Source organism: Arthrobacter sp. RT-1 (genome assembly GCF_003367205.1).
Taxonomy (GTDB): Bacteria; Actinomycetota; Actinomycetes; order Actinomycetales; family Micrococcaceae; genus Arthrobacter.
On sequence record NZ_QRGQ01000003.1, the window covers coordinates 191,690 to 215,930 of the forward strand.

Here is a 24,241-nt window from a genome sequence, read left to right on the forward strand (position 1 = left end):
GTTGTTGTGCTCCGGCTGCCGGCAGCGGTTGCTAGCATTCGACGACGTTGACGGCGAGGCCGCCCATGGCGGTTTCCTTGTATTTGGAGGACATGTCCTTGCCGGTTTCACGCATGGTGATGATGACCTCGTCGAGGGAGACGCGGTGGGTGCCGTCGCCCCAGAGCGCCATTTTCGCGGCGTTGATCGCTTTCGCGGCGGCGATCGCGTTCCGTTCGATGCACGGGACCTGGACCAGCCCGCCGATCGGATCACAGGTCAGGCCCAGGTTGTGTTCCATCGCGATTTCCGCGGCGTTTTCCACCTGCGCCGGGGACCCGCCCATCACCTCGGCCAGGCCCGCGGCCGCCATCGACGACGCCGACCCCACCTCGCCCTGGCAGCCCACCTCCGCCCCGGAAATGGACGCCTGTTCCTTGTAGAGCACCCCCACGGCCCCGGCGGCGAGCAGGAACTTCACCACGACGTCGTCGCGGTCCTGCTGGCCGGCCTGGTCCATGCCGGGGGCGAAATGCAGCGCGTAGAACAGCACCGCCGGGATGATCCCGGCCGCGCCGTTGGTCGGCGCGGTCACCACCCGCCCGCCGGAGGCGTTCTCCTCGTTCACGGCCAGCGCGATCAGGTTCACCCACTCCTGCCAGTACTTCGGGTCATGGAAGTCCTGGTCCTGCCCGTCACTGTCCGGGGTGTCAGGTTCCAGGCGTGAGCTTTCCTTCTTCAGCCGCTCGTACCAGTCCGGGGCCCGGCGTCGGACCTTCAGCCCGCCCGGCAGCACCCCCTCACGCTTCAACGAGGTGTGAACGCAGTCCTCCATCACGGACCAGATGTGCAGCAGCCCGGCGCGGATGTCCTCCTCCGTGCGGGAGGCCTTCTCGTTGACCAGCATGACATCGCTGATGCCCAGCCCGGTTTCGCGGCAGTGCTCCAGGAGTTCGGCGGCGGTGCGGAACGGCAGCGGCAGTTCCTTCTTCGACTCCTCCAGCTCCTGCTGCGCCGCGTCCTCCTCACCCTCACGCACGATGAACCCGCCACCGACCGAGAAGAACGTCGCCGAATGCAGCACAGTGCCCTCGGCACCGGTGACGGTGAAGGTCATCCCGTTGGTGTGCCGCGGCAGCACGGTCAAGGGCCGCAGCACCATGTCCTTCACCCCGTAGGGCAACGCCACCGCCCCGGCCAGCTGCAGCACACCGGTCTCCGCTATCGCAGCCAGCCGGGCCTCCACCTCATCGGGCAGGATCAGCTCCGGATGGAACCCCTCCAACCCCAACAAAATCGCGGTCATCGTCCCATGCCCATGACCGGTCGCAGCCAAAGACCCATACAGATCCACCCGCAACCCCGCCACCTCCGCCAGCACCCCGGAAGCCTTCAACTCCTCCGCAAACACAGCAGCAGCCCGCATCGGCCCCACAGTATGGGAACTCGAAGGCCCGATCCCAATCGAAAAGAGATCAAAAACACCAACAGCCATGGCAGGTCTTCCTAACTGAATGGAGAAGGGGAAAGGAACAGCGGGGCCGGGGTTTCGACAGGCTCAACCACCGGAAGGTGACGTACACATATGGGGCCGGCGGAGCCGGACTTTTCGAAAGCGTGCTCCCCACCGTCTCCCTAACCTCGCAAGCTCGGCCAGGGAACCCTGACGGCGTGGGCCCAGGGCACGCGTGAAAAGTCCGGTCCGCCGTCGCGGAAGCAACCGGGACAAGCCACTCAGGCGAGGTTTGCGATGCCCGGGTAGAGCGGGTGGGCTGTAGCCAGGGCCTCGACGCGGTTCCGCAGCCCGGAAAGGTCCGTATCGGCGTCGGCCGTTAAAGCCTCGGCGATGATGTCCGCAACCTCGCGGAACGCTGCTTCGCCGAACCCGCGTGTGGCGAGTGCGGGCGTGCCGATGCGGAGGCCGGAGGTGACCATGGGCGGGCGGGGGTCGAAGGGAACGGCGTTGCGGTTGACCGTGATGTCGATCGCCGCGAGCCGGTCTTCGGCCTGCTGGCCGTCGAGTTCGCAGTTGCGCAGGTCAACCAGGACCAGGTGGACGTCGGTGCCGCCGGAGATCACGTTGATGCCCTTGGCGGTGACGTCGGGCTGGACCAGGCGCTCGGCCAGAATGCGGGCACCGGCCAGGACGCGCTCCTGGCGTTCCTTGAACTCGGCAGACGCGGCGATCTTGAACGCCACGGCTTTGCCGGCGATGACGTGCTCGAGTGGCCCGCCCTGCTGGCCCGGGAACACTGCCGAGTTGATCTTCTTGGCCACGTCGGCGTCGTTGGACAGGATGATGCCGCCGCGTGGACCGGCGAGGGTCTTGTGCGTGGTGGACGTGGTGACGTGCGCGTGCGGCACGGGGGAGGGGTGCAGTCCGGCGGCAACCAGTCCGGCGAAGTGGGCCATGTCCACCATCAGGTAGGCGCCCACCGAATCGGCGATGCGCCGGAATTCGGCGAAGTCCAGCTGCCGTGCGTAGGCGGACCAGCCGGCCACGATCAGCTGCGGCTTGTGCTCCTGGGCCAGGCGCTCCACCTCTGCCATGTCAATGGTGTGGGTGTCTTCGCGGACCTGATACGGAACCACGTTGTAGAGCTTGCCGGAGAAGTTGATCTTCATGCCGTGGGTGAGGTGCCCGCCGTGGGCCAGGTTCAGGCCCATGATGGTGTCGCCCGGCTTGATCAGCGCGTGCATGACTGACGCGTTGGCCTGGGCGCCGGAGTGCGGCTGGACGTTCGCGTACTCGGCGCCGAAAAGGGCCTTGACACGGTCGATCGCCAACTGCTCGATCACGTCCACGTGTTCGCAGCCGCCGTAGTAGCGCTTGCCGGGATAACCCTCGGCGTACTTGTTGGTCAGCACCGAGCCCTGCGCCTGCATGACAGCAGCGGCCGTGTGGTTCTCGGACGCGATCATTTCCAGGCCGTCGCGCTGGCGGCCCAGTTCGTCGTCGATCTTTGCGGCGATCTCAGGGTCCAGCTCGGACAGGTCAGCGTCCAGGGACGGGGAGATGACCTGCTCGAAGGCTGCCGTTGCGGCAGCGGCGCCGCTCACAGCTCGCCGCCGTTGGCTGCGGCGTACTCTTCTGCGGACATGAGCGGGCCTTCTTCAGTGACCGCCACCTTGAAGAGCCAGCCGGCGCCATAAGGGTCGGTGTTGATGAGGGCGGGGTCCGAGACGACGCCGTCGTTGATCTCGACGACCTCGCCGGTGACCGGGGCGTAGAGGTCGGACACGGACTTGGTGGATTCCACCTCGCCGCAGGTTTCGCCGGCAGTAACCGTCGAGCCAACATCGGGGAGGTCCACGTACACAATGTCACCCAGGGCGTCGGCGGCGACAGCGGAAATCCCGACCCCCGTGGGCCCGGACCCGTCACCGGCAACCCATTCGTGCTCGGCGGAGTACTTCAGTTCAGCAATAACTTTGCTCATGTGTAATTCCTTAGGTTCGTGTTTTGAAAGTGATGGAGCGTCGGAGGTTCAAATGGTGACGATGGGGCTGGCATCCGGCAGCGTGCTCCCCACCGTTTCCCTAACCTCGCAAGCTCGGCCAGGGAACCCTGACGGCGTGGGCCCGAGCACGCAGAGGATGTCAGCCCCGGCGTCACTCAACGGGAGTCACTTCGTGCGCTTGTAGAACGGGAGTTCAACTACTTCGAACTTCTCTGGCTTGCCGCGGAGGTCGATGTCCAGGACGGTGCCGGGGGTGGCGAATTCGACGTCGACGTAGGCCATGGCCACGGGGTAGCCGAGCGTCGGGCTGGGCTGGCCGGAGGTGACCTCCCCCACCAGGGAGCCGTCCTTGAGGACGGGGTAGTGGGCGCGGGCTGCGCGGCGGCCGGTTCCCTTGAGGCCCACCAGCTTTTGGCCGACCGTTGATCCGAATCCGGCAGCCTTGATTGAGGCCAGCGCCTCCTTGCCCACGAAGTCGCTCTCCTTGGTGAGCGACACAACGGGGCCGAGGCCCGCGGAGTAGGCGTTCACGTGGCGGGACAACTCGTTCCCGTACAGCGGCATGCCGGCTTCAAGGCGGAGCGAGTCGCGGGCGGCGAGGCCGGCGGGGATCAGGCCGGAGCCTTCACCTGCTTCCAGCAGCGCGTCCCAGAGCCCGGCCGCGTCCAGGTTGCCGATGTAGATCTCGAAGCCGTCCTCGCCGGTGTACCCGGTGCGGGCCACAAGGAGATCCTGGACCGCACCGCTGACGGTGATGCCCACCTCAACGGCGGCGTAGTACTTGAGTTCCGTGACCAGCGGGTGCTGGTGCGCCGGGACGAGCTTCAGCAGGATTTCTTCGGCCGCCGGTCCCTGGATGGCGATCAGCGAAGTGTCGGCAGAGGCGTCCTCGACGGCGACATCGAAGTCCGCCGCCCGCTCCAGGAGTGCCCTGGCCACGACGGCGGCATTGCCCGCGTTGGGAACCACCAGGTACTGGTCCACGCCTTCCTTCGGGGAAGGGCGGCGGTAGGAGATGAGGTCGTCGATGATGCCGCCGTCGGCGTCGCAGATCAGTGAGTACTTCGCCTTGCCGACGGCAACCGCGGAGAGTTTTCCGGCCAGGGCGTAGTCCAGGAACGCTGCGGCGTCGGGACCGGTCACCCAGACTTCACCCATGTGGGAGAGGTCGAACAACCCGGCAGCATTGCGGACCGCGCGGTGTTCCGCCAGCTCTGATGCGTACTTGAGCGGCATCTGCCAGCCACCGAAGTCCGTAAAGGAGGCGCCGGCTTTTTTGTGCTGCTCGAACAGGGCAGTGTATTTCTCGGTCATCAGGAATCCTTACTGTTGCCGGTGGTCGAGCCTGTCGAGATCCAGGTTTCGACAGGCTCAACCAACGGGCGAATTAGTTTTCGAAGTCTTCGAGCGGCGGGCAGGAGCAGATGAGGTTGCGGTCCCCGGCTGCGCCGTCGATCCGGCCGACGGGCGGGAAGTACTTGTCCTGCCGCAGTGCAGAGACAGGGAAGGCGGCCTGCTCGCGCGGGTAGGCGCGGTCCCAGTCAGAGCTGACGACGGCGGCTGCCGTGTGGGGTGCGTTGCGCAGCGGCGAGTTTTCCAGGGTGAAGTCCCCGGCGGCCACCTGATCGATTTCGGCGCGGATGGTGATCATCGCGTCGATGAAGCGGTCGATCTCGGCGAGGTCCTCCGACTCGGTGGGCTCCACCATCAGCGTCCCGGCCACCGGGAAGGCGAGCGTGGGGGCGTGGAAGCCGAAATCGATGAGCCGCTTGGCCACGTCCTCGGCAGTGACGCCCGTCTTCGCCGTCAGCTCGCGCAGGTCGAGGATGCACTCGTGCGCCACGAGCCCGCCCTCACCGGTGTACAGGACCGGGAAAAACTCGTTCAGCCGGGAAGCGACGTAGTTGGCCGCCAGCAGCGCGGACTTCGTAGCCTCGGTCAGGCCCTCGCCGCCCATCAGCTTCACATATGCCCACGAAATCGGCAGCACGCCTGCGGAGCCGAAGCGGGACGCGCTGATGGCCACGCCGTGGCCCTCCTCATGCGCGGCTTTATTGGCGTCGCCCGGCATAAAGGGTGCCAGGTGTGCTTTGGCAGCAACCGGGCCGACGCCGGGTCCGCCGCCGCCGTGCGGGATGCAGAAGGTCTTGTGCAGGTTCAGGTGCGACACGTCGCCGCCGAACTTGCCCGGCTGCGCCAGGCCAACGAGCGCGTTCAGGTTTGCCCCGTCGACGTAGACCTGCCCGCCCGCGGCGTGGATGGCGTCGCAGACCTCGCGGACGTCGGCGTCGTACACGCCATGGGTGGAGGGGTAGGTGATCATGATGCAGGACAGGACGTCCTTGTTGGCCTCGATCTTCGCGGTCAGGTCAGCGTGGTCGATGGTTCCGTCGGCGGCGGTGGCCACCACAACAACCTTCATGCCGGCCAGGACCGCGGAGGCAGCGTTGGTGCCGTGCGCGGACGCCGGGATCAGGCAGACATTGCGCTGGTCGTCGCCGCGGGACAGGTGGTAGCCGCGGATCGCCAGCAGCCCTGCAAGTTCACCCTGGGAACCGGCGTTGGGCTGGATGGACACCTGGTCATAGCCCGTGATCTCGGTGAGGTCGGCTTCCAGGCCTTCAATCAGTTCGCGCCAGCCCTCAGTTTGCGAGTCGGGGGCGAACGGGTGGATCGAGGCGAATGCGGGCCAGGAGATGGCTTCCATCTCCACGGTGGCGTTCAGCTTCATGGTGCACGAACCCAGCGGGATCATGGTACGGTCCAGCGCCAGGTCGCGGTCCGAGAGGCGGCGGATGTAACGCAGCAGCTGGGTCTCGGAGCGGTGGGTGTTGAACACCGGGTGCTGCAGGTAGCCCGAGGTGCGGAGCACCGTTTCGGGCAGCTCGTAGCCCTGTGCGTCCCCGATGGGACCGGCGCCAAAGGCGACGGCAACAGCGGAAAGTGTTGCCGCCGTCGTCGTCTCATCGATGGAAACACCAACAGTGTCTTCGTCGACGAAGCGCAGGTTGATGCCCCGGGCCTCAGCCGCGGTGATGGCCTTGCGGGCCTTGCCGGGGACACGGATGGTAAGGGTGTCGAAGAAGGAGTCGCTGACGAGCTCCCGGCCCACCCTGGCGAGGGCGGTGGCGAGCACCCGGGTGTTGTTGTGGACCCTCTCGGCGATGGCCTTCAACCCGTCCGGGCCGTGGTAAACGGCGTAGAAGGAGGACACGATGGCGAGCAGCGCCTGGGCGGTGCAGATGTTCGAGGTCGCCTTTTCCCGGCGGATGTGCTGCTCGCGGGTCTGCAGCGCGAGACGGTAGGCGGGGGCGCCTGCGTTGTCCTTGGACACGCCGACGATGCGGCCCGGCAGGGTGCGTTCCATGCCGGTCCGGACGGCCATGTAGGCCGCGTGCGGGCCGCCGAAGAACAGCGGAACGCCAAAGCGCTGGGTGGAGCCGACGGCGATATCGGCGCCCTGCTCGCCTGGAGGGGTGATCAGGGTGAGGGCGAGGAGGTCGGCAGCGACGGTGACGAGGGAGCCGCGTTCCTTGGCTTCAGCGATGACCCCCGACTGGTCCCACACCCGGCCCGAGACGCCGGGCTGCTGCAGCACGATGCCGTTGATGGCGCCGTCGGGCAGTCCGTTGGACAGGTCGGCGACCTCCACCTCGAAGCCGAGCGCCTCGGCGCGGCCCTGAACGATGGCGATGGTCTGGGGAAGGCAATCGGCATCCAGGACGGTCTTGCCGTCCTTGGCGTCCTTATTCTTATTGGCCCGGCGCATCAGCAGCACGGCCTCTGCCACGGCGGTGGCTTCGTCCAACAGCGAGGCGTTGGCGACCGGAAGCGCGGTCAGGTCCTGGACCATGGTCTGGAAGTTCAGCAGCGCCTCAAGCCGGCCCTGGGAAATTTCAGGCTGGTAGGGGGTGTAGGCCGTGTACCAGGCCGGCGCTTCCAGGACGTTGCGGCGGATGACGGCCGGGGTGATGGTGTCGTAGTAGCCCTGGCCGATCATCTGGACCGCGGTCTTGTTTTTGGCGGCGATCCGGCGCAGCTCGGCCAGGACCTCAACCTCGCTCATGGCGGCTGCCAGCCGGAGGGCGTTGTCCTGGCGGATCGAGGCAGGGACGGCAACGTCCACGAGACCGTCCACGCTGTCGTAGCCCACGGCTTTGAGCATCGCGTCGACGTCGGCCTGGCGGCGCGCGCCGATGTGCCGGTCGGCAAAAGTCGATGGAAGGGATTGAATCGTCATGAGGAACTCCAGGTCTGGCCGGCCACGGGTGGCACGGCATGGTTTGGGTTCCTCCCCGCTCTGTATTGGACCTGAGAGATTCCGGTGGAGCCTGTTTGTGGCAGGGCCCGCCTTGCACCGTCGGTGAGTCCGGGACCCCTCGTCAAAGGGATGTGGCCGGGCTGCTTTCCAGAGTCGCCTCGCCGTGACGGTACATGGGCCTGAGAGATTCCTGGGGAGGATTTGCTCCTACGGCGCCTGCCCGGTGTTGCTCCGGGAGGACTCTCCCGTCACAGCTCGAAAGGCTTATTCAAATATGGGTGATTCGGCTCACAAGGTACAGGCTGAAGGGCTTCGAAAGCAAATCCGTCCAGTCATGACGGGCGGGAGCAGCGGTTTGGCGACGTTGTTGCGGGCAGGGGTTTGACAATCGTTCGTGACCGGAACCACACTGAACCCGTGATCGGCGCTGCTTCGCAACTGATCATGACTTCTAACTTAAAATGCCTTTGACCTGCGGCGGGAGAGTCCTGCCCGGTACATTCAGCAGGCGCCGTAGGAGCAAACCCTCCCCAGGAAACTCTCAGGCCCCCGTACCGCCGCGGAAAGGCAACTCTGGAAAGCAGCCAGGCAGGTCCTGGCTCACCGACGGTGCAAGCACGCCTTTATGGCTGCGGAAACTCTCAGGTCCTGTACAGAGCGGGGAGGAACCGAATCTTTGTGGCACTTGACGGTGCTGCTTGAACGATGGAGTTCCTCATGACGATTCATCCCCCGACGTCCCCCAGCGGCCAACCACACCCAGGCAAAGCCCCACACCGCGAACCCCCGCACCTGGAGCGGCAGCTCAGCAACCGGCACATCCAGCTCATCGCCATCGGCGGAGCCATTGGCACAGGCCTCTTCATGGGCTCCGGCAAAACAATCTCCGCGGCTGGCCCGTCCGTGATCTTTGTGTACATGATCATCGGGTTCATGCTCTTCTTCGTGATGCGGGCCATGGGCGAACTGCTGCTGAGCAACCTGAACTACAAGTCCTTCAGCGATTTCGCGGCCGACCTCCTGGGGCCCTGGGCCGGGTTCTTCACGGGATGGACCTACTGGTTCTGCTGGGTGATCACCGGCATCGCCGACGTCATCGCCATCGCAGGGTACTCCCGGGAACTCTGGCCCTCGCTGCCGCTCTGGATCCCCGGGCTGGCCACGGTCGCCATTCTCCTGCTGCTCAACCTCGCCACCGTGAAGGCGTTCGGTGAGACGGAATTCTGGTTCGCCCTCATCAAGATCATCGCCATCGCAGCGCTGATCATCGTGGGCCTGTTCATGATCTTCACCGGGTTCCAAAGCGAAGCAGGAGCCGCCGGGTTCAGCAACCTGTGGAGCCACGGCGGTTTCTTCCCCAACGAATTCATGGGTTTCGTGGCCGGCTTCCAGATCGCCGTTTTCGCCTTCGTCGGCATCGAGCTTGTTGGCACAACGGCCGCCGAGGCCAAGAATCCTGAACGGAACCTGCCCAAGGCCATTAACGCCATCCCCATCCGCGTGCTGCTCTTCTACGTCGGCGCCCTGATCATCCTGATGTCCGTCACCCCCTGGACCCAGTTCGCGGCCGGCCACAGCCCCTTCATCGGAATGTTCTCCCTGGCCGGGCTTGGAGCCGCGGCAACCATCGTCAACCTGGTGGTCCTGAGCTCCGCCATGTCCTCCGCCAACTCGGGCATTTACTCCACGTCCCGGATGGTCTTTGGCCTGGCACAGGAAGGCGACGCTCCCGGCATCTTCAGCCGCCTCTCCACGAGGAAAGTACCCAGCAACGCGCTGTTCCTGTCCTGCGTGCTGCTGCTCTCCGGCGTCGTCCTGATGTATGCCGGCCAGGACGTGGGCAAGGCCTTCGAGATGGTCACCACCGTGTCCGCCGTCTGCTTCATCTTCGTCTGGTCCATCATCCTTGCCAGCTACCTCGCCTTCCGGCGCCGCCGCCCGCACCTGCACGCGGCGTCCGCGTTCAAAATGCCCGGCGGCATCCCCGTGGTGTGGCTGATCTTCGCCTTCTTCGCCTTCGTCCTTTGGGCCCTCACCACCCAGCCCGACACCCTAGCCGCGCTGCTGGTCACCCCCGCATGGTTCCTTGTGCTGGGCGTTGCGTGGGCCATCCTGCGGCGCCGGCCGGCACATCTCGCCCGCTTCGCCGTCTTCCAGGCCGAGCTCCGGGCCGATGAGGCTGCAGCGGGCCGCAGCAAGGGGGCAGTGAACGACAGGACTCCCCAGAAAGAGCAGGCGCCGAAGTGATCGGCACGGAACTGACGGGTGCGGCAAGCGAGCGGGTCACCCGGTCAGGCACCAAACCACACACGCGGGCGTCCCGGGAAGTCAGGAGCCTTCCCACCCGGCTGGAGATCATCCCGACGGAGGGCATTACCGCCGGCGTCCGGGCCCACGTTCCTGCGGGGTCCACCATCACCGTGACGTGCCTGCCGCACCATGGCATCGCGCGGACCATGCAGACGGCGCTGCAGCTGGCCGGTATGGGATACAGCGTGGTCCCGCACCTTGCTGCCCGGAGCATCGGGAGCCGCGGGCAGCTGGAAGCCGCGCTGCGGGATTGCCGGGATGCAGGGATCAGGGAGGTGTTCGCCATCGGCGGTGATGCTTCGGAAGCTGCGGGCCCGTACAGCAACTCCCTTCAACTGCTGGAGGACATCATGGAGCTGTCGGGCGGGGACATCTCGGCGGGAGTGGCGGGATACCCGGAAGGGCACCCGCATCACGGCGAGCTCCAGATGCTCGACGCCTTGCTGGAAAAGCAGCACCTGGCATCCGGCGTCACCACCCAGATGTGCTTTTCCGTTCCCCGGATCAGCTGGTACGCGGAAACCCTCCGGCGCGAAGGTGTCCAGCTGCCCATCTGGGCGGGGGTGCCCGGCGCCGTCCCCCGTGCCAAGCTCATTGCGCTCGCGGCAAAGATCGGCGTCGGCCCGTCCCTGAAGTTCCTCACCCGGCAGGGGCCGCTCGGCCGCCGTCTGCTCAGCGGCAGCAGCTACTCGCCCCTGCCGATCCTGGACCAGCTCCGCGATGTTCCGGAGATTGCAGGCATCCACCTGTACACCTTCAACAGCCTGGGCCATGGAAACCCGCAGGCCACGTCATAGAAGTTAAGCATGCTTAGTGTTGATCCACTTAGGATGGAGAAGCACGGCAGCCCACCGCTGCAGGTCGATTTGAATGAAGGTGACCATGGCCAAGAGCAGCAATCCCGCAGTACGAATCGCACAGGAAACCGCCCACAACGCGGTGTTCGACGCCGACGGCAAGCCCAAGCCGGGCGTCCACAACATGCTCCTGAAGGCGGTGGAAATCCAGCGTCCACTGGTGGTGGCCTACATCCGCCGGCTGCAAAAGAAGCATCCTCGCGCCACCGCGGCGCAGCTGGCGGACATCCTGGAACGCGACTACCTCCGTGCCGTCACCGGCGGGGGTGCAGTGGTGGGCGCTACCGCCGTCGTCCCCGGGGTGGGAACGGTGGCGTCGCTGGGACTGTCCGCGGCCGCCACCGTGGGGTTCCTGGAAGCAACAGCTCTGTACGCGACGTCACTGGCGGAGCTGCACGGCATCCGCCTCACCAACCCCGAGAAGGCCAGCACCATGGTCATGGCCATCATGCTTGGCGAAGAGGGGACAGCGCTGCTGGGAACCCTGAGCGGCCAGGCCGCGGGCAGCGGAGTCAACGCCACCAGGGCCTGGGGCAGCATGCTTTCCAAGTCCATGCCCATGCCGGGATTCAGCAGCATCCGGAGCAGGATCCAGAAGGCTTTCTTCAAAAACCTCCTCAAGCGCCAGGGCACAGCACTGTTTGGCAGGGCCCTGCCGTTCGGCATCGGGGCTGTGGTGGGTGGAGCAGGTAACCTCATGATGGGCCGCGCGGTGGTGTCCAACGCCAAGGAAGCGTTCGGCCCCATGCCGGACACCATTCCCGGGGAGCTTAAGCCCACCGCTACCGCTCCGGACAACCTGACGCTGGAAGGCAACACACTTGGATCTCAACGCTGACCTCGGCGAATCATTCGGCTCCTGGACGATGGGAGACGACGCCGCGATGTTCCAGCTGGTGACCAGCGCCAACGTGGCCTGCGGGTTCCACGCCGGGGACCCCATCACCATGCTGGACAGCTGCCGGGCAGCCTACGAGCTCGACGTCACGGTGGGTGCGCACGTCGGCTACCGCGACCTGCCCGGCTTCGGCCGGCGCTCCCTGGACACAAGCTTCGATGAGCTGTTCGGCGACGTGCTGTACCAGCTGGGCGCGCTCGACGGCGTTGCCCATGCCGTGGGTGCCTCCGTGGACTACGTGAAGCCCCACGGCGCGCTGTACAACCGGCTGGTCCATGACGCCGGGCAGGCCTCGGCTGTGGTTGCAGCCGTGAACGCGTACGATCCCGGGCTGCCCATCCTGGGACTGCCGGGCTCGGAACTGCTGAAGCAGGCACAGGAAGCCGGGCATCCGGTGTTCATCGAGGCCTTCGTGGACCGCGCCTACCGGGGCGACGGCACGCTGGTGCCGCGCTCGCAGGAAGGTGCCGTGCTGCACGACGTCGATGCGATCGTTGAGCGCGCAGTCCGCCTGGCAACCAAGGGCGAAGTTGTGGCCGTCGACGGAACAGTGGTGCAGGTCCGGCCGGATTCCCTGTGCATCCACGGCGACACCCCCGGTGCCGTGGAGATGGCCGCGGGCGTCCGGGCAGGACTCGAGGCAGCCGGCGTAGAGCTGGAGCCGTTCGCGTAGGCCGCCCTCCTCAAGCAACGCGGGGTCACTCCTGGCCCGCCGGAGGCCGTTTATGGGGCGTTGCCTGACCCCGCGTTGCTGTGCACAGGAGCTTGCTCACCCGAAAATCAGGTGCGCCACCGTAAAGATCGCCAGCCCCGCCAGGGACCCCACAACCGTTCCGTTGATCCGGATGAACTGCAGGTCCTTGCCCACCTGCAGCTCAATCTTCTGCGAGGTTTCCTCCGCGTCCCAGCGGGCAACGGTATCCGTGATGACCCCGGCAATGTCGGACCTGTACGTCCGCACCAAATAGCCGGCGGCGTCGCCGATCCAGGCGTTGACCTTGCCGGCCAGTTCGGGGTCGTTGACCAGCCTGGAGCCGAAGTCGCGGACGGCTGCCTTGAATTTGATGGTGAGGTCGCTGTCCGGATCCTCCACGGCGCCGAGCAGGGCGTTCTTCACCGTTCCCCACGTGCGCGACGCGAGTTCCCGGACCTCCGGGTCGCCCAGGACCTGGGCCTTGATGTCCTCGGCGCGGGCGATCATCACAGGATCGTGCTGCAGGTCCTGGGCAAGGTCGTTCAGGTACTTGTCGATGGACTGCCGGACCTGGTGGTTCGGATCGGACTGCACGGCACGCACGAACTTGAGGAACTCGATGTAGACCTTGTCGCCCACCAGCCCGTCCACGAACTGCGGCACCCAGGTTGGCGAACGCTCCGAGACCAGCCGGCTGACCGTTTCGTGGTTTTCGCTGACCCAGTCGGCCGCGCGGTCCACCAGCAGGTCCACCAGCTTGTGGTGGTGCCCGTCGTGGAAAATCCGCTCCGCCATCCTGCCCACCGGAGGTCCCCACGGCGGAGTGAGAAGGTGCTTGCGCACCATTCCCTCGATGACGGCCTGGACGTCGTCGTCGTTCAGGACCTTGAACAGGCCCCGGATGACCGCCGCGCCCTCTTTGGCCACCCGGTCGGCGCCGGCCGGTGTGGCCAGCCACTCGCCTGCGCGGCGGGCAATGTTGACGCTTGCCAGCTTCTCCTGCACCACCTGCTCGGAGAGGAAGTTGGTCTCCACGAACTCGCCCAGCGAGGCGCCGATCTGGTCTTTACGTCGCGGAATGATCGCCGTGTGCGGAATCTTGATGCCCATCGGGTACTTGAACAGCGCGGTCACCGCGAACCAGTCGGCCAGCGCTCCCACCATGCCGCCCTCGGCCGCCGCGCGCACGTACTGCAGCCACGGGTACTCCTTCTGCAGCGCGAAGGCGAAGACAAAAATCACCGCCATGACCACCAGCAGGCCCAAGGCCAGCAGCTTCATCTTCCGCAGCGCTGCCGCCTTTTCGGCATCACCGGCACTGAGTTGGCGGCCGACGGCGGCGGCACCTGCCTGTGCGTTGGCCGGCACCGCGCGGGCTGGCTGGGCCGGGGCTTCCTGGGTAGTTGGCTCAGAGTTCACCTGCATGTGCCAAGCCTAGCCCCGCAGCAGGGGTGTGGTCGGCTACCGTGTCTCCATGACAAGTGAGGAGTCGGTGCCGCAGCGGCCCCTGGTCTTTGCGCACCGCGGTGCCAGCGCCGCGTTCGCCGAACACACCCGCGCCGCCTACCTGCAGGCGTTGGCGGACGGAGCCGACGGTGTCGAGTGCGACGTCCACCTCACGCGCGACCAGCACGTGGTCCTCCTGCATGACGCCAACCTGGACCGCACCTCGGACGGAACGGGGCCCGTGGCGGAGCGGACCCTGCGCCAGCTGCGCCACCTGGACTTTTCGTCGTGGAAGGGCGCCCGCATCCCGGAGGTCTACGGGGCACGCTCTGAACAGTTCCTGACCCTTCCGGAGCTGCTCGATATCCTCCGTGGAGCGGGACGGCCGGTAAAGCTCGCCATCGAACTGAAGCACCCCAGTCCCTATCAGCTCAAGCTGGAGGACCGGGTGCTGGAGGTACTCCGGGGCGAAGGCTGGAACGCGGCAGGCTCAACGGTGGACAACATCGCCGTGACATTCATGAGTTTCAGCCCGGATTCCGTCCGGCACCTGCTCCATTCTGTACCGGCGCAGTACATCTGCCAGCTGGTGGACGACATCAATATCCACGAGATCCGCGGTGGGCTGGGCCTGGGACTGATCACCGGCGGAGCCATCGCCAACCTCATGAAGGCAACCCAGCTGGAGGCCGAGCGGATCCTGGACGCGCGGCTGGCAGGCCTTGCAGGCCCGGGCATCGACTACGTGCGCGAGCATCCGGACACAGTACGGCGCTGGCTGGATGCCGGCCGGCGCTTCCGGGTGTGGACGGTGGATTCCGCGGAGGACGTGGCGCTCTGCCAGGAGCTGGGCATCCATGAAATCACCACCAACGTGCCCGCCCGGGTGCTGAACCAGCTGCAGGTGGCCTCGCCGCAGGGAAGGTAGGCATGGCGTGAGCAGGTACCCGGACGACGGCGGCCCCCGCCGCTGGTGGGCAGGTCCCCTGGACGTTGAGGGGCTTGCCCTGGGGGCCGTGAGTACTGCGGCCGCGGCCCTGAACCTCTACGCGGGATCGCCTGGCCGGTTCACCACCACCTCACAGCTGACCGCGGCCGCCTTCGATTCCTCAGGCCTTCTTCGGATTGCCGGCCGGAAGCTGCAGGGGTTCGCGCCTTTGTCCGGGTTCCGGCGCACGCAGGACGGCTGGATCCGGCTCCACGCCAATTACCCGCACCACGAGAAGCGGCTGAGGCAGGCGCTCGGCGCCGGCAGCCCGGAGGACGTCGAAGCCGCCCTCCTGGAGATGACATCGCTGGAGGCCGAAGCGGCAATTCAGGGCCTCGGCGGCATTGCCGCTGCCGTCCGGACGCGCAGCGGCTGGCTCGCCACCGGAATGGGTCAGGCGGCGGGCTCCGGCCCGTGGATCTCCGTCACTTTTCCCGATGGTCAACACGCAGGGCTGGGGCTATCCAAGCCCGGGGCGGGGCTTGAGCTGACCGGGATGGACATCCCACCAGCGCCGGCGCCACACCATGCCACAGATCCCGCAAGACCTCTCGCAGATGTCCGGGTCCTGGACCTCACCAGGGTCATCGCCGGTCCTGTGGCCACCAGGCTCCTGGGAGCACTGGGGGCGAAGGTCCTGCGGATCGACCCGCCCGCGATGCCCGAACTTCCCGACCAGTTCGTTGACACCTGCTTCGGCAAGCGCAGCGCCGAGGCGGATCTTGGCACCCCCGAAAACCAGCGCCGGCTGCAGCAGCTCCTGGCGGACGCCGATGTGGTGGTCAGCGGCTACCGCCGAGGGGCTCTGGACCGTTTCGGGCTGCACGCCGGCGCGCTGCTGGCTTCCCGCCCGGACCTGGTGGTGGTCACGCTCGACAGCTGGGGCGGTGCAGGGCCCTGGAGCGCGCGCCGCGGCTTCGACAGCGTCGTCCAGGCCGCCAGCGGGATCGCTTACCTCTACGGAAAGGGGCACGACGGCGGATGGCGGCCGGGTGCCCTGCCTGTCCAGGCCTTGGACCACGCCACCGGGTACGGCGCTGCTGCCGCGGCTGTCGCCCTGCTCGCCGTCCGCCGGCAGACCGGCCTGGGTGGAGCAGGCCGCCTGTCCCTGGCCAGGACCGCCGAGGAGCTAATGTCCCTGCCTCAGAACCTGGAGGAGGCTGCAGAACTGCCCGGGCCCGAATACCGGACCATGCCCAGCTCCTTCGGGGAGCTGCGCTATGTCCGGCCGCCGCTGTTGATCGACGGCCACCCGCTCGACTACCGCAACCCTCCGCCGCCCTATGGCAGCTCGGGGCTGGCATGGGCCTGACGACGCCCCTGACGACCTGACGCCTGCCGGGAGGAACGACGCATCACGGCGGAGCGGGCGGTTTCAACCACCGGCTGCGCCTGTGATTGAGTGGAGCCATGTCTTCTCCCCGGTCCGACCGGGCTGCCCGGAACCTCTCCGCCGCAGCCATGAGCGCCCTGCTCCTGGCCAGCGCCAGGCAGCATTTCCGGAACCCCGGTTTTTACCACCAGGTGGTTCCCGGCTACCTCTGCCGAGACGACGCATCAGCCGCAGACGGCGCCGCCAGCACAGGCAGCACCGCAGACGGAAGTGCAGGGACGCCCGACGCCGGCCCACGCCATAGTGCGCAGCCTCCACGTCCGTTCGCCGTGCTGTCACGGGAGGAATGGATCGCAGCCAGCGGACTGCTGGAACTGGCCGCCGCCGTCGGGATCCTTGTCCCTCTGACGCGGAAGGCGACCGCCACCGGACTCGCGGCGATGTTCACCGCGTTCCTGGCGGGACATGTGGATGCGCTCCGGCAGGCCTACGGTCCGCACGGTACTCCTGCCCAGCGGAAGATGCATACGGTGCGCCTGCCGCTCCAGGCCCCGCTCATCCTGTGGGCGTGGAGCCTCCGCAGGCCGGCGCCGTCCAGCCTGACAGCAGGGCTGCTGCGGTGAAGCTGCTGGCATCTCCGGCAGTGCGGGTGGGCATCTCCATCAGCATCGCCACGGGTCTGTACGGGGTGTCCTTTGGGGCGCTGTCCGTAACATCCGGGCTCGACATCTGGCAGACCATGGCCCTGAGCCTGCTGCTGTTCAGCGGTGGCTCGCAGTTCGCTTTCATCGGGGTGGTGGGCGGCGGCGGCTCCGGCATCGCCGCGATGAGTGCCGCCACGCTGTTGGGCATGCGCAACGGCATCTACGGGATGCAGTTGAACGCCCTGCTGCGGCCCACCGGCTGGCGCAAATACGTCTGTGCCCAGCTGACCATCGACGAATCCACGGCCACCAGCACCGGACAGACCGATCCTGCGGAGCGGCGCCGGGGATTCTGGGCCGCCGGCATCGGGATCTATGTGCTCTGGAACTTCTTCACGGCCGTGGGCGCGTTCGCCGGAAGCGGGCTGGGCGACCCCAAACAGTGGGGACTCGATGGTGCTGCCGTGGCCGCTTTCCTGGCGCTGCTGTGGCCGCGGCTCAAGGGCCGTGAACCCGTCGCAATTGCCGTGGTGTGCGCCTTGGCCACGGTGATCGCCGTGCCGTTCGTTCCGGCCGGCGTGCCCATCCTGGTGGCTGCCGTGGTTGCCGCGGTGATCGGCTGGTTCAGCCACGGCCGCAGCGACGAGGGCCTGGAGCCGGATGTGGAGCCGTACCGCGAGCATCACGGCCACGACGGCCGGCGGTACACCCATTGGGGAAATGAGGGAGATCAGGGCAGCCAGGAGGATCACGACGGCGGCCGGTACCGCCGCCGGGACGGCACCGTTCCGGGAGCTGACTCATGAGCCTCTGGTTCTGGCTTTTGCTTGCCTGTGTGTTGGCCTACGCCTGGAAGCTGGTGGGCTACTTCGTGCCCGCACGGTTCCTGGAGGACCCGCGGATGTCCCGTATCGCCGGCACCATGACCATCGGACTGCTCGCGTCCCTGACCGTGGTGAACGCGGTGGCGTCCGGTCAGGCGCTGGCCGCCGACGCGCGGCTGGGCGCCCTGGCCGCGGCAGCCATAGCCCTGGCGCTCCGGGCCCCGTTCCTGGTGGTGGTCCTCGCAGGTGCAGGTGCTGCCGCCCTCTTGCGCATGCTCGGGTGGAACTGACACCGAATCCGGGCGGGACGGAAGCATGCGACGTGCCGCGCCGCAATCTGCGTGATGCAGGTCACGCCGGATGCGTGCCTGCGGCTGTACTATGAAACCGGCTGATGCAGTTGGCCGCGGAAGTTCGGCGAATGGCGACAATGGACAATCAGCTGCACGCTGCCGGAGAACGAGCCGGCAGGCCCCACCACAAAAACGCCCGACGGCGGGCGGGGCTGCCCCCCAAACGCTTCTACACCCGCTACGCCGGTTTGTCCGGTGTCCCGCCGGAGGACCTGGAGCAGCTCTCCGAAAGCCTGGGCCACTCGCTTGACCTTGATCCGTCGTCGCCCATTCCGGCGCTTCAGGCCCTGGTGCGGCAGGAGATCCGTAAGCGGGGAGACGCTGCCCGCGGCTGACATCCTGCCAGCATCCAAAAGTCCAACTGTGATGGACTGAAGAAAGGGCCGCACCATGTCACGGCGGCCAGGAGGAGGTACCAGATGAACGAACAGTCACCGCCCGTAGAGACGGAAGACGCCCGGGACGCCGGGGACGCCGGGAAAAAATCCGCCGAAAAGCAACTGCCGGGTATGCCGGCAGGGGAGTACCAGGCAAAATCCCGCACCAGCTATCTTGACCCCCGGGGATCCGAATCCACCCGGGAAATGCGTGATACCGCGCGGCGCCGCCGGGACGCCGAGGAGAAGCTGCAGCAGCATCTCCTGCAGGCGAAGGACCACATCCCCAACGAACACCACCAGCACCCTGAACACAACGGCTCCGGACATCGCGGCTAGCAGGCCAAAAAGAGCCTGGCGGAAAGAAGCCCTGGCTCGCGGATACAAGCCCTGATGCGCAGGGTGGGAATTGCGGGGGCCCAGGGACCGGGGGAGTTGCTATGCCACTCCGTGGGCGGCGCCGTCCGGCGAGACGCTCCTGCGGCAGCTCTCTTCGACGGCCATTTCGTACCAGGCCTCCGCGCCAAATTCCGGTTCGGGAGTGTCCAGATTCTGGTAGAGGCCGTCCAGCAGGTCCGCCAGTTCCCCCGAGGTGAGCGTGGGAAGGACCTCTTCAGGCCCCCGCGGATCGTTGAGGTAGCGCGACAGCTTGGAACTGTTCATCGCACTGCGACCGTTGGGCGCCGGAAATGCAGGAACTGCTTCATGGGGATGGCTCTCCATCTCGAATGTACAGAGGCTGGCTGCGTAACCCTCTAGAAGTCTATGGCACCTGCTGGGCGCCCACAATGGTCGAAGTTGGAGGCTATGAAGGCTGGTACATATCCGTGGGCAGCAAGCTACCCGGGCAGGATACCGGCCGGCAGTGCGGCGGAAGCGGAAGCCGGCACCGGCACGTGGGCAGGAAGCGGCCGGCTTGGCCGCGTGGTCCGGATGGCATCTTCCACCAGAGCCAGCGGACGCTGCCAGGCGTCCGAGCCCGGTTCCATGGTGTCCACCACTCCGATCAGCATGGCGAGCAGGCGGAACATATCGGTCATGGAGATGTCCGCCCGCAGGCTCCCCTGTCCCTGGCCGCGGACCAACAAAACGCTGATGGATTCCATGAGGGAACCCGAAATGCCGGTCAGCAGCTCCCGGCGCCCGGCCACGGCTCCCAGCAGGTTGGCGTCCGCGCTGGCAGCATCCATCAGCGCCTCCAGCACCCGGAACAGGCCCGCAGCGGCGTCGATGTCCGCCAGGGCACCGTCAATCACGGGATCCACGGTCAGCCGGAGTTGCCGGTTCAGCGCGGCAAGGACCAGTTCCTCCTTGTCCGCGAAATTCCGGAAGAGGGTGGCCGGGCCGACGCCGGCGGTCACTGCGATGGTCTGCAGGGGGACATCCGGGCCAAACTCACGGAAGCACTGCCGCGCCGCTGTGATGATTTTGTCCACGTTGCGCGCCGCGTCGGCACGAAGGGGCTTACGGGCGACGGCGAGACTCATGCGAAAAGGTTAGCAACGGAGCTGCAGGCGTTCACCGTTACTGGGGGGTAGGTGCTCATTGTGACGGAAGCACCCCATCCGCCCCTGCACCGGCCCCTGGCGCGTGGCAGACTGGCCTTATGCTGCTTGCTTTTTCCGTTGCCCCCTCCGGCGTTCCCAGCGAAGGTTCCCGGCCTGGTGACGCGTCCGTGCACGACGCCGTTGCCGCCGCGGTGAAAATCGTCCGGGAGTCGGGACTGCCCAACCAGACGGATTCGATGTTCACCACCATCGAGGGCGAATGGGACGAGGTGTTCGACGTCGTCAAGCGCGCCACTGAGGCAGTGGGGCAGTACGGCAGCCGGGTGTCCCTGGTGATCAAAGCTGACATCCGGCCCGGCTACACCGGTGAACTCACTGCCAAGGTGGACCGCCTGGAGGAAGCCCTGACCGACGGTTCCTGAGCCGCAGGCCTCCGGGGAGTTCCAGGACCTGCCAGTCTCTGGACCCGTACGTCGCTCCGTGCCAAACTGTGGCAATGTTCGAGCACAAGCCCCGTCCGGAGTGGATCGCCACCGAAAAGTTCCTGTCTGACGTTGTGGTTCATCCGGACCCTGCACTGCAGCAGGCCATTGACTCCGCCGCCGAGGCGGGCATGCCGGCCATCGAGGTGGCACCCAACGCGGGAAAGCTCCTCAAGCTCCTGGTCCAGCTGTCCGGCGCCCGCCGCATCCTGGAAATCGGAACCCTCGCCGGTTTCAGCACCATTTGGATGGGCCGCGGCCTTCCCGACGACGGCACGCTGGTGACGTGCGAATTCCTGCCCAAGCATGCGGAAGTGGCCTGGGCCAACATCGATGCTGCCGGGCTGGGCGAGAAGGTGGAGATCCGGCTGGGGCCTGCACTGGACACCCTGGCTTCGCTCGAGGAAGAGGACAGGGAGCCCTTCGACTTCATCTTCATCGATGCCGACAAGGAAAACGACAGCCAGTACCTGGAGTGGGCGGTGCGGCTGGGGCGGCCGGGTGCCACCGTGGTGCTGGACAACACCATTTGGGAAGGTGCGGTGCTGGACCCGTCCATGGACCCGGTCAACGCCCCCGGCATCATCGAGGCCCTCAGGCTGCTGGGGGAGCACCCGGCGCTGGACGCAACGGTCATCCAAACGGTGGGTTCCAAGGGCTGGGACGGATTCGCGCTGGCCCGCATCCTCTGACGCGTCTCCGGTCTGGGGCCGGTTTGACTGGCCGCACCCCAATTGTAAGTATGCTGAGCATAAGCGTCCGGCTGACGGGAAGCCGGACAGGCCGCAACGGAGGAAAATGATGAAAGCGTCACCCACCCTTGCCAGCAACCTGCAGATGGTCCTCACCGACCTGATTGAGCTGCACCTGCAGGGTAAGCAGGCGCACTGGAACCTGGTGGGCACCAACTTCCGGGACCTGCACCTTCAGCTCGATGAGATCATTGCTGCCGCACGGCTCTTCGCGGACCAGACAGCGGAGCGGATGCGTGCCCTGCATGCCCTTCCCGACGGACGCAGCAGCACGGTCACGGCGGACAACCGCCTTGAGGAGTTTCCGGAGGGCCTGACCTCCACCAAGGACACCGTCAAGCTGATCACCGGCAGGCTGGAACGCGCCGTGAAGACGATGCGCGACGTGCATGACGAGGTTGATGAAGAAGATCCCACGAGTGCCGACCTGCTGCACGCCGCCATTGAGCGCCTGGAACAGCTGGCATGGATGGTCAACGCCGAAATCATGGCCGCCTCCGCTGCGGTGACCGAACCGTCGTCGTAAGCGTCCGGAACCCTCATCCGGCAAGCCGGACACGAAAAAGGGCTGCTGCGGTAAACGCAGCAGCCCTTGTGCCTGGACCTATTCCTTCTTGAAGGCGTCCTTGACCTTCTCGCCGGCCTGCTTCAGGTCGGCCTTGCTCTGGTCCATCTTGCCTTCGGACTCAAGCGCCGGATCATCCGTAGCCCGGCCCGAGGCTTCCTTGGCCTTGCCGCCCATTTTCTCGGCGGCATTCTCGATCTTGTCATCCAAACCCATGGCATTTCTCCCTTCGGCTGGTGACCGGCGGACCAGAATGCCGCCGGTCATGCTTTTATGCTAGCCAGACGCACAACACTGCAACAGATGCGCGCATGCGCCTGACCTGCAAAAAGCCAGCAAAGGCAGGGCGGGAATGTCAGACCAGGTCAGGAGCGCTGGCGACGATGTAGTCAGCCGCGGCAGGACCCGTCATTGAGAAGTTGTTGCTGTCGGGGTTGATGCCCTGCTCCTGCAACGCTTCCCAGAGGGCTTCGGGAGGTTGCAGCTGGGCTTTGTGGAGCAGGCACCAGCTGGTGTATAGGCCATAAAGCTCGTCGCGTCCGAGGCCCAGTCCGGGCTCCCTGTCCGGAACAACTGCTTCGGCAAGAAAATCTTCAAAGTGGGTAGCAGGCATGTCCGCTCATTAAGGGTCGACCGTGATCCCGCCGTATCTGCTTCAGCGGCCCTGCCGGCACCAAAAGGGCCAGCAGAGTAATCATGAAAGTATTGCAGTACGGATCATTTTGTCCAGTCGTGCCCTCTAAATGTGCCGGGACCCCCGCCGGTTCAACCGGATCGAGGGGGCCGACGGCGACTGGGGGGACTGGCCTCGGTCTCAGAAGAGGCCATCTCACCGCCGGCCCCGCCTTGCCCCGGGCTGCCGACAACCCGGGAAACTTGAACAGGACCTCCACAACAATTTTCCCCCATTGTGGAGGTCCTGCCTAGTCCTTTGGGCTGCGTGCCTAACGGCCGCCGTTTCCCTGGCCGTCGTCGTCGCGCGTGGTGCGGTCCTGCACCTTGTCGCGGACGCGGTCGCGGTGCGGCTGCGTTTCCCGCCCTGAGCTCCGGTCCTCGCCTGAATCGTCAGCCTGGTCGTCATCTGCGCTGTACTTCTCGCGCAGTTCCCGTCCGTGCTTGATGTCCTCTTCTTCCTGTTTCTGCAGCTTTTCGCTCTTCTTGGTGTCACGCGGCGGCAGCTGAATGGTCTCTTCCGCCTCGATACCTGCCTGGAGCTGGCGGCCCCGCTCCATTTCGGCGTCGAACTCTGCGCCGAAGAGCAGCGACATGTTCAGGATCCAGAGCCACAGCAGCATGACGATGACGCCGCCCAGTGCACCGTAGGTCTTGTTGTAGTTGCCGAAGTTACCCACATAGAACCCGAAGCCGAGCGAGGCGAGCAGGAACACGAACAGGGCAATGCCGGAACCCATGCTCATCCACTTGAACTTTGGCTGCTTGACGTTGGGAGTGGCGTAGTAGAGGACCGCGATGATGACGATGATCAGGGCCACCATCACCGGCCATTTGGCGATGTTCCAGACCGTGAGGAACACGCCGCTGAGGCCGATCAGCCCGCCCACGGCCTCGGAGACCGGGCCACTGAGGACCAGCATGCCGGCGAGGAGGGCAATGATCACAATGGCGAGCAGCGTGACTGCGAGCATGGTGCCGCGGAGCTTGATGAACGCCCTGCCCTCATCCACCTCGTAGACGCGGTTCATGGCGCGGCCGAAAGCCCCTACGTACCCCGACGCGGACCAGAGGGCGGTGGCGAGGCCAATGACCAGCGTGAACCCTGCGGCCGGCGCGTTGGCCAGTTCCGCGACGGTGCCGCTGACAGTGTTGACCGTCTCAGCCGGAGCGAAACCACGCACGATCTGCAGGAGGGCGTCGGTGGTTTTTTGCGGATCCCCGAAAATCCCGATCAGTGAAACGAGTGCCAGGATGGCCGGGAACAGCGAAAGCACCGCATAGTAGGTCAGGGCCGCGGCAAGGTCGGGACACTGATCCTTGTTGAATTCCCGCAGGGTCTTCTTGGCAATGTACTTCCAGTTCGGCTTGTCCAAGTCCTTGGGGCTGTCCGGTTTCCGTGAATCATTTGGATCCGGGGCCTGGCCTGCCTTGGCAGTGCTGGTCTCGGATGCGTCATGAGTGGCCATGGGGTGTCCTCTCGATAAGGGTGCGAAAACTGAAAGGCCGGCTCCGCGGATGGCGGGGCCGGCCTCTCAGATGGTGCTCGTGCCTCTTGGTGCCGCGTCCAGTGGCGGGTCAGGTGTTTTGGACGTTGGTTTTGGCGTCGGTGGCGCGGTCCTTGACGTCGGTGGCGGCGTGCTGGCCTTCGGCTTTGACGTTCTGGGCTGCGTCGGTGGCGGTGGCCTTGACGTTTTCCATGGCTTCCTGGGCCGGTTCCTTGAGGTCCTGGACCATGTCCTTGGCGGCGTCGGTGACCTGGGTGGCCAGGGGCTGCGCGGCGGTCTTGAGCTGGTCGGCCGCTTCGCGTTCCTTTTGGCTGGCCGGGATCAGGGAC

Annotated in this window: 25 protein-coding genes, 1 pseudogene and 2 riboswitches; of the genes and pseudogenes, 14 read left to right on the forward strand and 12 right to left on the reverse strand. The window is 66.0% G+C overall.

Features of this window, described 5'->3' with window-relative positions; all coding sequences use genetic code 11:
• Window positions 1-31: 31 nt before the first annotated feature.
• From DXK94_RS04940 to gcvP, 5 genes are all read right to left on the reverse strand, one after another.
• Complete coding sequence (locus tag DXK94_RS04940; RefSeq protein ID WP_115524094.1) at window positions 32-1,474, reverse strand: L-serine ammonia-lyase; 1,443 nt, start codon at window positions 1,472-1,474, stop codon at window positions 32-34.
• A 239-nt stretch (window positions 1,475-1,713) separates the two neighbouring features.
• The gene (glyA, locus tag DXK94_RS04945) at window positions 1,714-3,039 is read right to left on the reverse strand and encodes a serine hydroxymethyltransferase (protein ID WP_115524095.1); all 1,326 of its coding nucleotides are present in this window, start codon (window positions 3,037-3,039) and stop codon (window positions 1,714-1,716) included.
• Window positions 3,036-3,419 (reverse strand): glycine cleavage system protein GcvH, encoded by a 384-nt coding sequence (gene gcvH / locus DXK94_RS04950; RefSeq protein WP_115524096.1) that lies wholly within the window; start codon window positions 3,417-3,419, stop codon window positions 3,036-3,038. Before gcvH ends, glyA begins: the two co-directional genes overlap by 4 nt.
• Window positions 3,420-3,605: 186 nt before the next feature.
• Window positions 3,606-4,754, reverse strand: a complete 1,149-nt coding sequence (gene gcvT / locus DXK94_RS04955) for a glycine cleavage system aminomethyltransferase GcvT (protein WP_115524097.1) — start codon at window positions 4,752-4,754, stop codon at window positions 3,606-3,608.
• A gap of 73 nt (window positions 4,755-4,827) precedes the next feature.
• A complete protein-coding gene (gcvP, locus tag DXK94_RS04960) occupies window positions 4,828-7,680 on the reverse strand; it encodes an aminomethyl-transferring glycine dehydrogenase (RefSeq protein ID WP_115524098.1) in 2,853 nt (950 codons plus the stop codon).
• Window positions 7,681-7,858: 178 nt separating this feature from the next.
• Window positions 7,859-7,959: riboswitch (glycine riboswitch) on the reverse strand.
• A 210-nt stretch (window positions 7,960-8,169) separates the two neighbouring features.
• Window positions 8,170-8,268, forward strand: a riboswitch (glycine riboswitch).
• 150 nt (window positions 8,269-8,418) lie between these two features.
• Between gcvP and DXK94_RS04965 the strand changes: the two genes are divergently transcribed.
• The 4 genes from DXK94_RS04965 (at window position 8,419) to DXK94_RS04980 (ending at window position 12,439) form a co-directional block, all read left to right on the forward strand.
• Window positions 8,419-9,948 (forward strand): amino acid permease, encoded by a 1,530-nt coding sequence (locus DXK94_RS04965; RefSeq protein WP_258868435.1) that lies wholly within the window; start codon window positions 8,419-8,421, stop codon window positions 9,946-9,948.
• A complete protein-coding gene (locus tag DXK94_RS04970; protein WP_258868436.1) occupies window positions 9,945-10,808 on the forward strand; it encodes a methylenetetrahydrofolate reductase in 864 nt (287 codons plus the stop codon). The genes DXK94_RS04965 and DXK94_RS04970 overlap by 4 nt, the downstream gene beginning before the upstream one ends.
• A gap of 85 nt (window positions 10,809-10,893) precedes the next feature.
• Window positions 10,894-11,706: a hypothetical protein gene (locus DXK94_RS04975; RefSeq protein ID WP_115524119.1), complete on the forward strand. Its 813-nt coding sequence runs from the start codon at window positions 10,894-10,896 to the stop codon at window positions 11,704-11,706.
• Entirely contained in the window at window positions 11,690-12,439 is a 750-nt protein-coding gene (locus tag DXK94_RS04980) for a LamB/YcsF family protein (RefSeq protein ID WP_079598607.1), read from the forward strand. The genes DXK94_RS04975 and DXK94_RS04980 overlap by 17 nt, the downstream gene beginning before the upstream one ends.
• 96 nt (window positions 12,440-12,535) lie before the next feature.
• On the opposite strand, the gene DXK94_RS04985 is transcribed toward DXK94_RS04980, so the two are convergent.
• A complete protein-coding gene (locus tag DXK94_RS04985; RefSeq protein ID WP_181884738.1) occupies window positions 12,536-13,885 on the reverse strand; it encodes a DUF445 domain-containing protein in 1,350 nt (449 codons plus the stop codon).
• Window positions 13,886-13,934: 49 nt separating this feature from the next.
• On the opposite strand from DXK94_RS04985, the gene DXK94_RS04990 reads away from it, so the two are divergent.
• The 7 genes from DXK94_RS04990 (at window position 13,935) to DXK94_RS05020 (ending at window position 18,764) form a co-directional block, all read left to right on the forward strand.
• Window positions 13,935-14,834 (forward strand): glycerophosphodiester phosphodiesterase family protein, encoded by a 900-nt coding sequence (locus tag DXK94_RS04990; RefSeq protein WP_115524120.1) that lies wholly within the window; start codon window positions 13,935-13,937, stop codon window positions 14,832-14,834.
• Between the two features lie 7 nt (window positions 14,835-14,841).
• Window positions 14,842-16,206 carry a CoA transferase gene (locus DXK94_RS04995; RefSeq protein ID WP_115524100.1) on the forward strand — a complete coding sequence of 455 codons (1,365 nt, stop codon included), beginning with the start codon at window positions 14,842-14,844 and terminating at the stop codon, window positions 16,204-16,206.
• A 98-nt stretch (window positions 16,207-16,304) separates the two neighbouring features.
• Window positions 16,305-16,850 (forward strand): hypothetical protein, encoded by a 546-nt coding sequence (locus DXK94_RS05000; protein ID WP_115524101.1) that lies wholly within the window; start codon window positions 16,305-16,307, stop codon window positions 16,848-16,850.
• Window positions 16,847-17,677, forward strand: a complete 831-nt coding sequence (locus DXK94_RS05005) for an AzlC family ABC transporter permease (protein WP_258868439.1) — start codon at window positions 16,847-16,849, stop codon at window positions 17,675-17,677. The genes DXK94_RS05000 and DXK94_RS05005 overlap by 4 nt, the downstream gene beginning before the upstream one ends.
• On the forward strand, window positions 17,674-17,985 hold the full coding sequence (locus DXK94_RS05010; protein ID WP_079598603.1) for an AzlD domain-containing protein: 312 nt from the start codon (window positions 17,674-17,676) through the stop codon (window positions 17,983-17,985). Before DXK94_RS05005 ends, DXK94_RS05010 begins: the two co-directional genes overlap by 4 nt.
• A 140-nt stretch (window positions 17,986-18,125) precedes the next feature.
• Complete coding sequence (locus DXK94_RS05015; protein ID WP_115524121.1) at window positions 18,126-18,383, forward strand: hypothetical protein; 258 nt, start codon at window positions 18,126-18,128, stop codon at window positions 18,381-18,383.
• An 84-nt stretch (window positions 18,384-18,467) separates the two neighbouring features.
• Window positions 18,468-18,764, forward strand: coding sequence for a hypothetical protein (locus DXK94_RS05020; protein ID WP_115524102.1), 297 nt, complete (start codon window positions 18,468-18,470; stop codon window positions 18,762-18,764).
• A 99-nt stretch (window positions 18,765-18,863) separates the two neighbouring features.
• On the opposite strand, the gene DXK94_RS05025 is transcribed toward DXK94_RS05020, so the two are convergent.
• Window positions 18,864-19,088 (reverse strand): hypothetical protein, encoded by a 225-nt coding sequence (locus DXK94_RS05025; RefSeq protein WP_079598601.1) that lies wholly within the window; start codon window positions 19,086-19,088, stop codon window positions 18,864-18,866.
• A gap of 176 nt (window positions 19,089-19,264) precedes the next feature.
• A complete protein-coding gene (locus tag DXK94_RS05030) occupies window positions 19,265-19,912 on the reverse strand; it encodes a TetR/AcrR family transcriptional regulator (RefSeq protein WP_079598600.1) in 648 nt (215 codons plus the stop codon).
• Window positions 19,913-20,031: 119 nt separating this feature from the next.
• On the opposite strand from DXK94_RS05030, the gene DXK94_RS05035 reads away from it, so the two are divergent.
• The 3 genes from DXK94_RS05035 to DXK94_RS05045 all read left to right on the forward strand — a co-directional run bounded on the left by DXK94_RS05035 (window position 20,032) and on the right by DXK94_RS05045 (window position 21,693).
• Window positions 20,032-20,355: a thiamine-binding protein gene (locus tag DXK94_RS05035; protein ID WP_079598599.1), complete on the forward strand. Its 324-nt coding sequence runs from the start codon at window positions 20,032-20,034 to the stop codon at window positions 20,353-20,355.
• 74 nt (window positions 20,356-20,429) lie between these two features.
• Window positions 20,430-21,107 carry an O-methyltransferase gene (locus DXK94_RS05040; protein ID WP_079598598.1) on the forward strand — a complete coding sequence of 226 codons (678 nt, stop codon included), beginning with the start codon at window positions 20,430-20,432 and terminating at the stop codon, window positions 21,105-21,107.
• A gap of 109 nt (window positions 21,108-21,216) precedes the next feature.
• The gene (locus DXK94_RS05045) at window positions 21,217-21,693 is read left to right on the forward strand and encodes a Dps family protein (RefSeq protein ID WP_115524103.1); all 477 of its coding nucleotides are present in this window, start codon (window positions 21,217-21,219) and stop codon (window positions 21,691-21,693) included.
• 78 nt (window positions 21,694-21,771) lie between these two features.
• Here the strand turns inward: DXK94_RS05045 and DXK94_RS05050 are convergent, their stop codons facing one another.
• The 4 genes and pseudogenes from DXK94_RS05050 to DXK94_RS05065 all read right to left on the reverse strand — a co-directional run.
• Entirely contained in the window at window positions 21,772-21,948 is a 177-nt protein-coding gene (locus tag DXK94_RS05050; RefSeq protein ID WP_079598594.1) for a CsbD family protein, read from the reverse strand.
• A gap of 139 nt (window positions 21,949-22,087) precedes the next feature.
• A complete protein-coding gene (locus DXK94_RS05055; protein WP_115524104.1) occupies window positions 22,088-22,345 on the reverse strand; it encodes a hypothetical protein in 258 nt (85 codons plus the stop codon).
• A gap of 331 nt (window positions 22,346-22,676) precedes the next feature.
• Window positions 22,677-23,873 carry a YihY/virulence factor BrkB family protein gene (locus DXK94_RS05060; RefSeq protein ID WP_115524105.1) on the reverse strand — a complete coding sequence of 399 codons (1,197 nt, stop codon included), beginning with the start codon at window positions 23,871-23,873 and terminating at the stop codon, window positions 22,677-22,679.
• A gap of 109 nt (window positions 23,874-23,982) precedes the next feature.
• A pseudogene (locus DXK94_RS05065) lies at window positions 23,983-24,241 on the reverse strand (hypothetical protein); the annotation flags it as partial.

Coding starts and splice junctions, on each gene's coding strand:
- DXK94_RS04975 (WP_115524119.1), top strand. CDS start 10,894: ATGGCCAAGAGCAGCAATCCCGCAGTACGAATCGCACAGGAAACCGCC.
- DXK94_RS05035 (WP_079598599.1), top strand. CDS start 20,032: ATGCTGCTTGCTTTTTCCGTTGCCCCCTCCGGCGTTCCCAGCGAAGGT.
- DXK94_RS05050 (WP_079598594.1), bottom strand. CDS start 21,948: ATGGGTTTGGATGACAAGATCGAGAATGCCGCCGAGAAAATGGGCGGC.
- DXK94_RS04990 (WP_115524120.1), top strand. CDS start 13,935: ATGACAAGTGAGGAGTCGGTGCCGCAGCGGCCCCTGGTCTTTGCGCAC.
- DXK94_RS05020 (WP_115524102.1), top strand. CDS start 18,468: ATGAACGAACAGTCACCGCCCGTAGAGACGGAAGACGCCCGGGACGCC.
- DXK94_RS05000 (WP_115524101.1), top strand. CDS start 16,305: ATGTCTTCTCCCCGGTCCGACCGGGCTGCCCGGAACCTCTCCGCCGCA.
- DXK94_RS05025 (WP_079598601.1), bottom strand. CDS start 19,088: ATGAACAGTTCCAAGCTGTCGCGCTACCTCAACGATCCGCGGGGGCCT.
- DXK94_RS05030 (WP_079598600.1), bottom strand. CDS start 19,912: ATGAGTCTCGCCGTCGCCCGTAAGCCCCTTCGTGCCGACGCGGCGCGC.
- DXK94_RS05060 (WP_115524105.1), bottom strand. CDS start 23,873: ATGGCCACTCATGACGCATCCGAGACCAGCACTGCCAAGGCAGGCCAG.
- DXK94_RS05010 (WP_079598603.1), top strand. CDS start 17,674: ATGAGCCTCTGGTTCTGGCTTTTGCTTGCCTGTGTGTTGGCCTACGCC.
- DXK94_RS05055 (WP_115524104.1), bottom strand. CDS start 22,345: ATGCCTGCTACCCACTTTGAAGATTTTCTTGCCGAAGCAGTTGTTCCG.
- DXK94_RS05015 (WP_115524121.1), top strand. CDS start 18,126: ATGGACAATCAGCTGCACGCTGCCGGAGAACGAGCCGGCAGGCCCCAC.
- DXK94_RS05040 (WP_079598598.1), top strand. CDS start 20,430: ATGTTCGAGCACAAGCCCCGTCCGGAGTGGATCGCCACCGAAAAGTTC.
- DXK94_RS04940 (WP_115524094.1), bottom strand. CDS start 1,474: ATGGCTGTTGGTGTTTTTGATCTCTTTTCGATTGGGATCGGGCCTTCG.
- DXK94_RS05045 (WP_115524103.1), top strand. CDS start 21,217: ATGAAAGCGTCACCCACCCTTGCCAGCAACCTGCAGATGGTCCTCACC.
- gcvP (WP_115524098.1), bottom strand. CDS start 7,680: ATGACGATTCAATCCCTTCCATCGACTTTTGCCGACCGGCACATCGGC.
- DXK94_RS04985 (WP_181884738.1), bottom strand. CDS start 13,885: ATGCAGGTGAACTCTGAGCCAACTACCCAGGAAGCCCCGGCCCAGCCA.
- DXK94_RS04965 (WP_258868435.1), top strand. CDS start 8,419: ATGACGATTCATCCCCCGACGTCCCCCAGCGGCCAACCACACCCAGGC.
- gcvT (WP_115524097.1), bottom strand. CDS start 4,754: ATGACCGAGAAATACACTGCCCTGTTCGAGCAGCACAAAAAAGCCGGC.
- gcvH (WP_115524096.1), bottom strand. CDS start 3,419: ATGAGCAAAGTTATTGCTGAACTGAAGTACTCCGCCGAGCACGAATGG.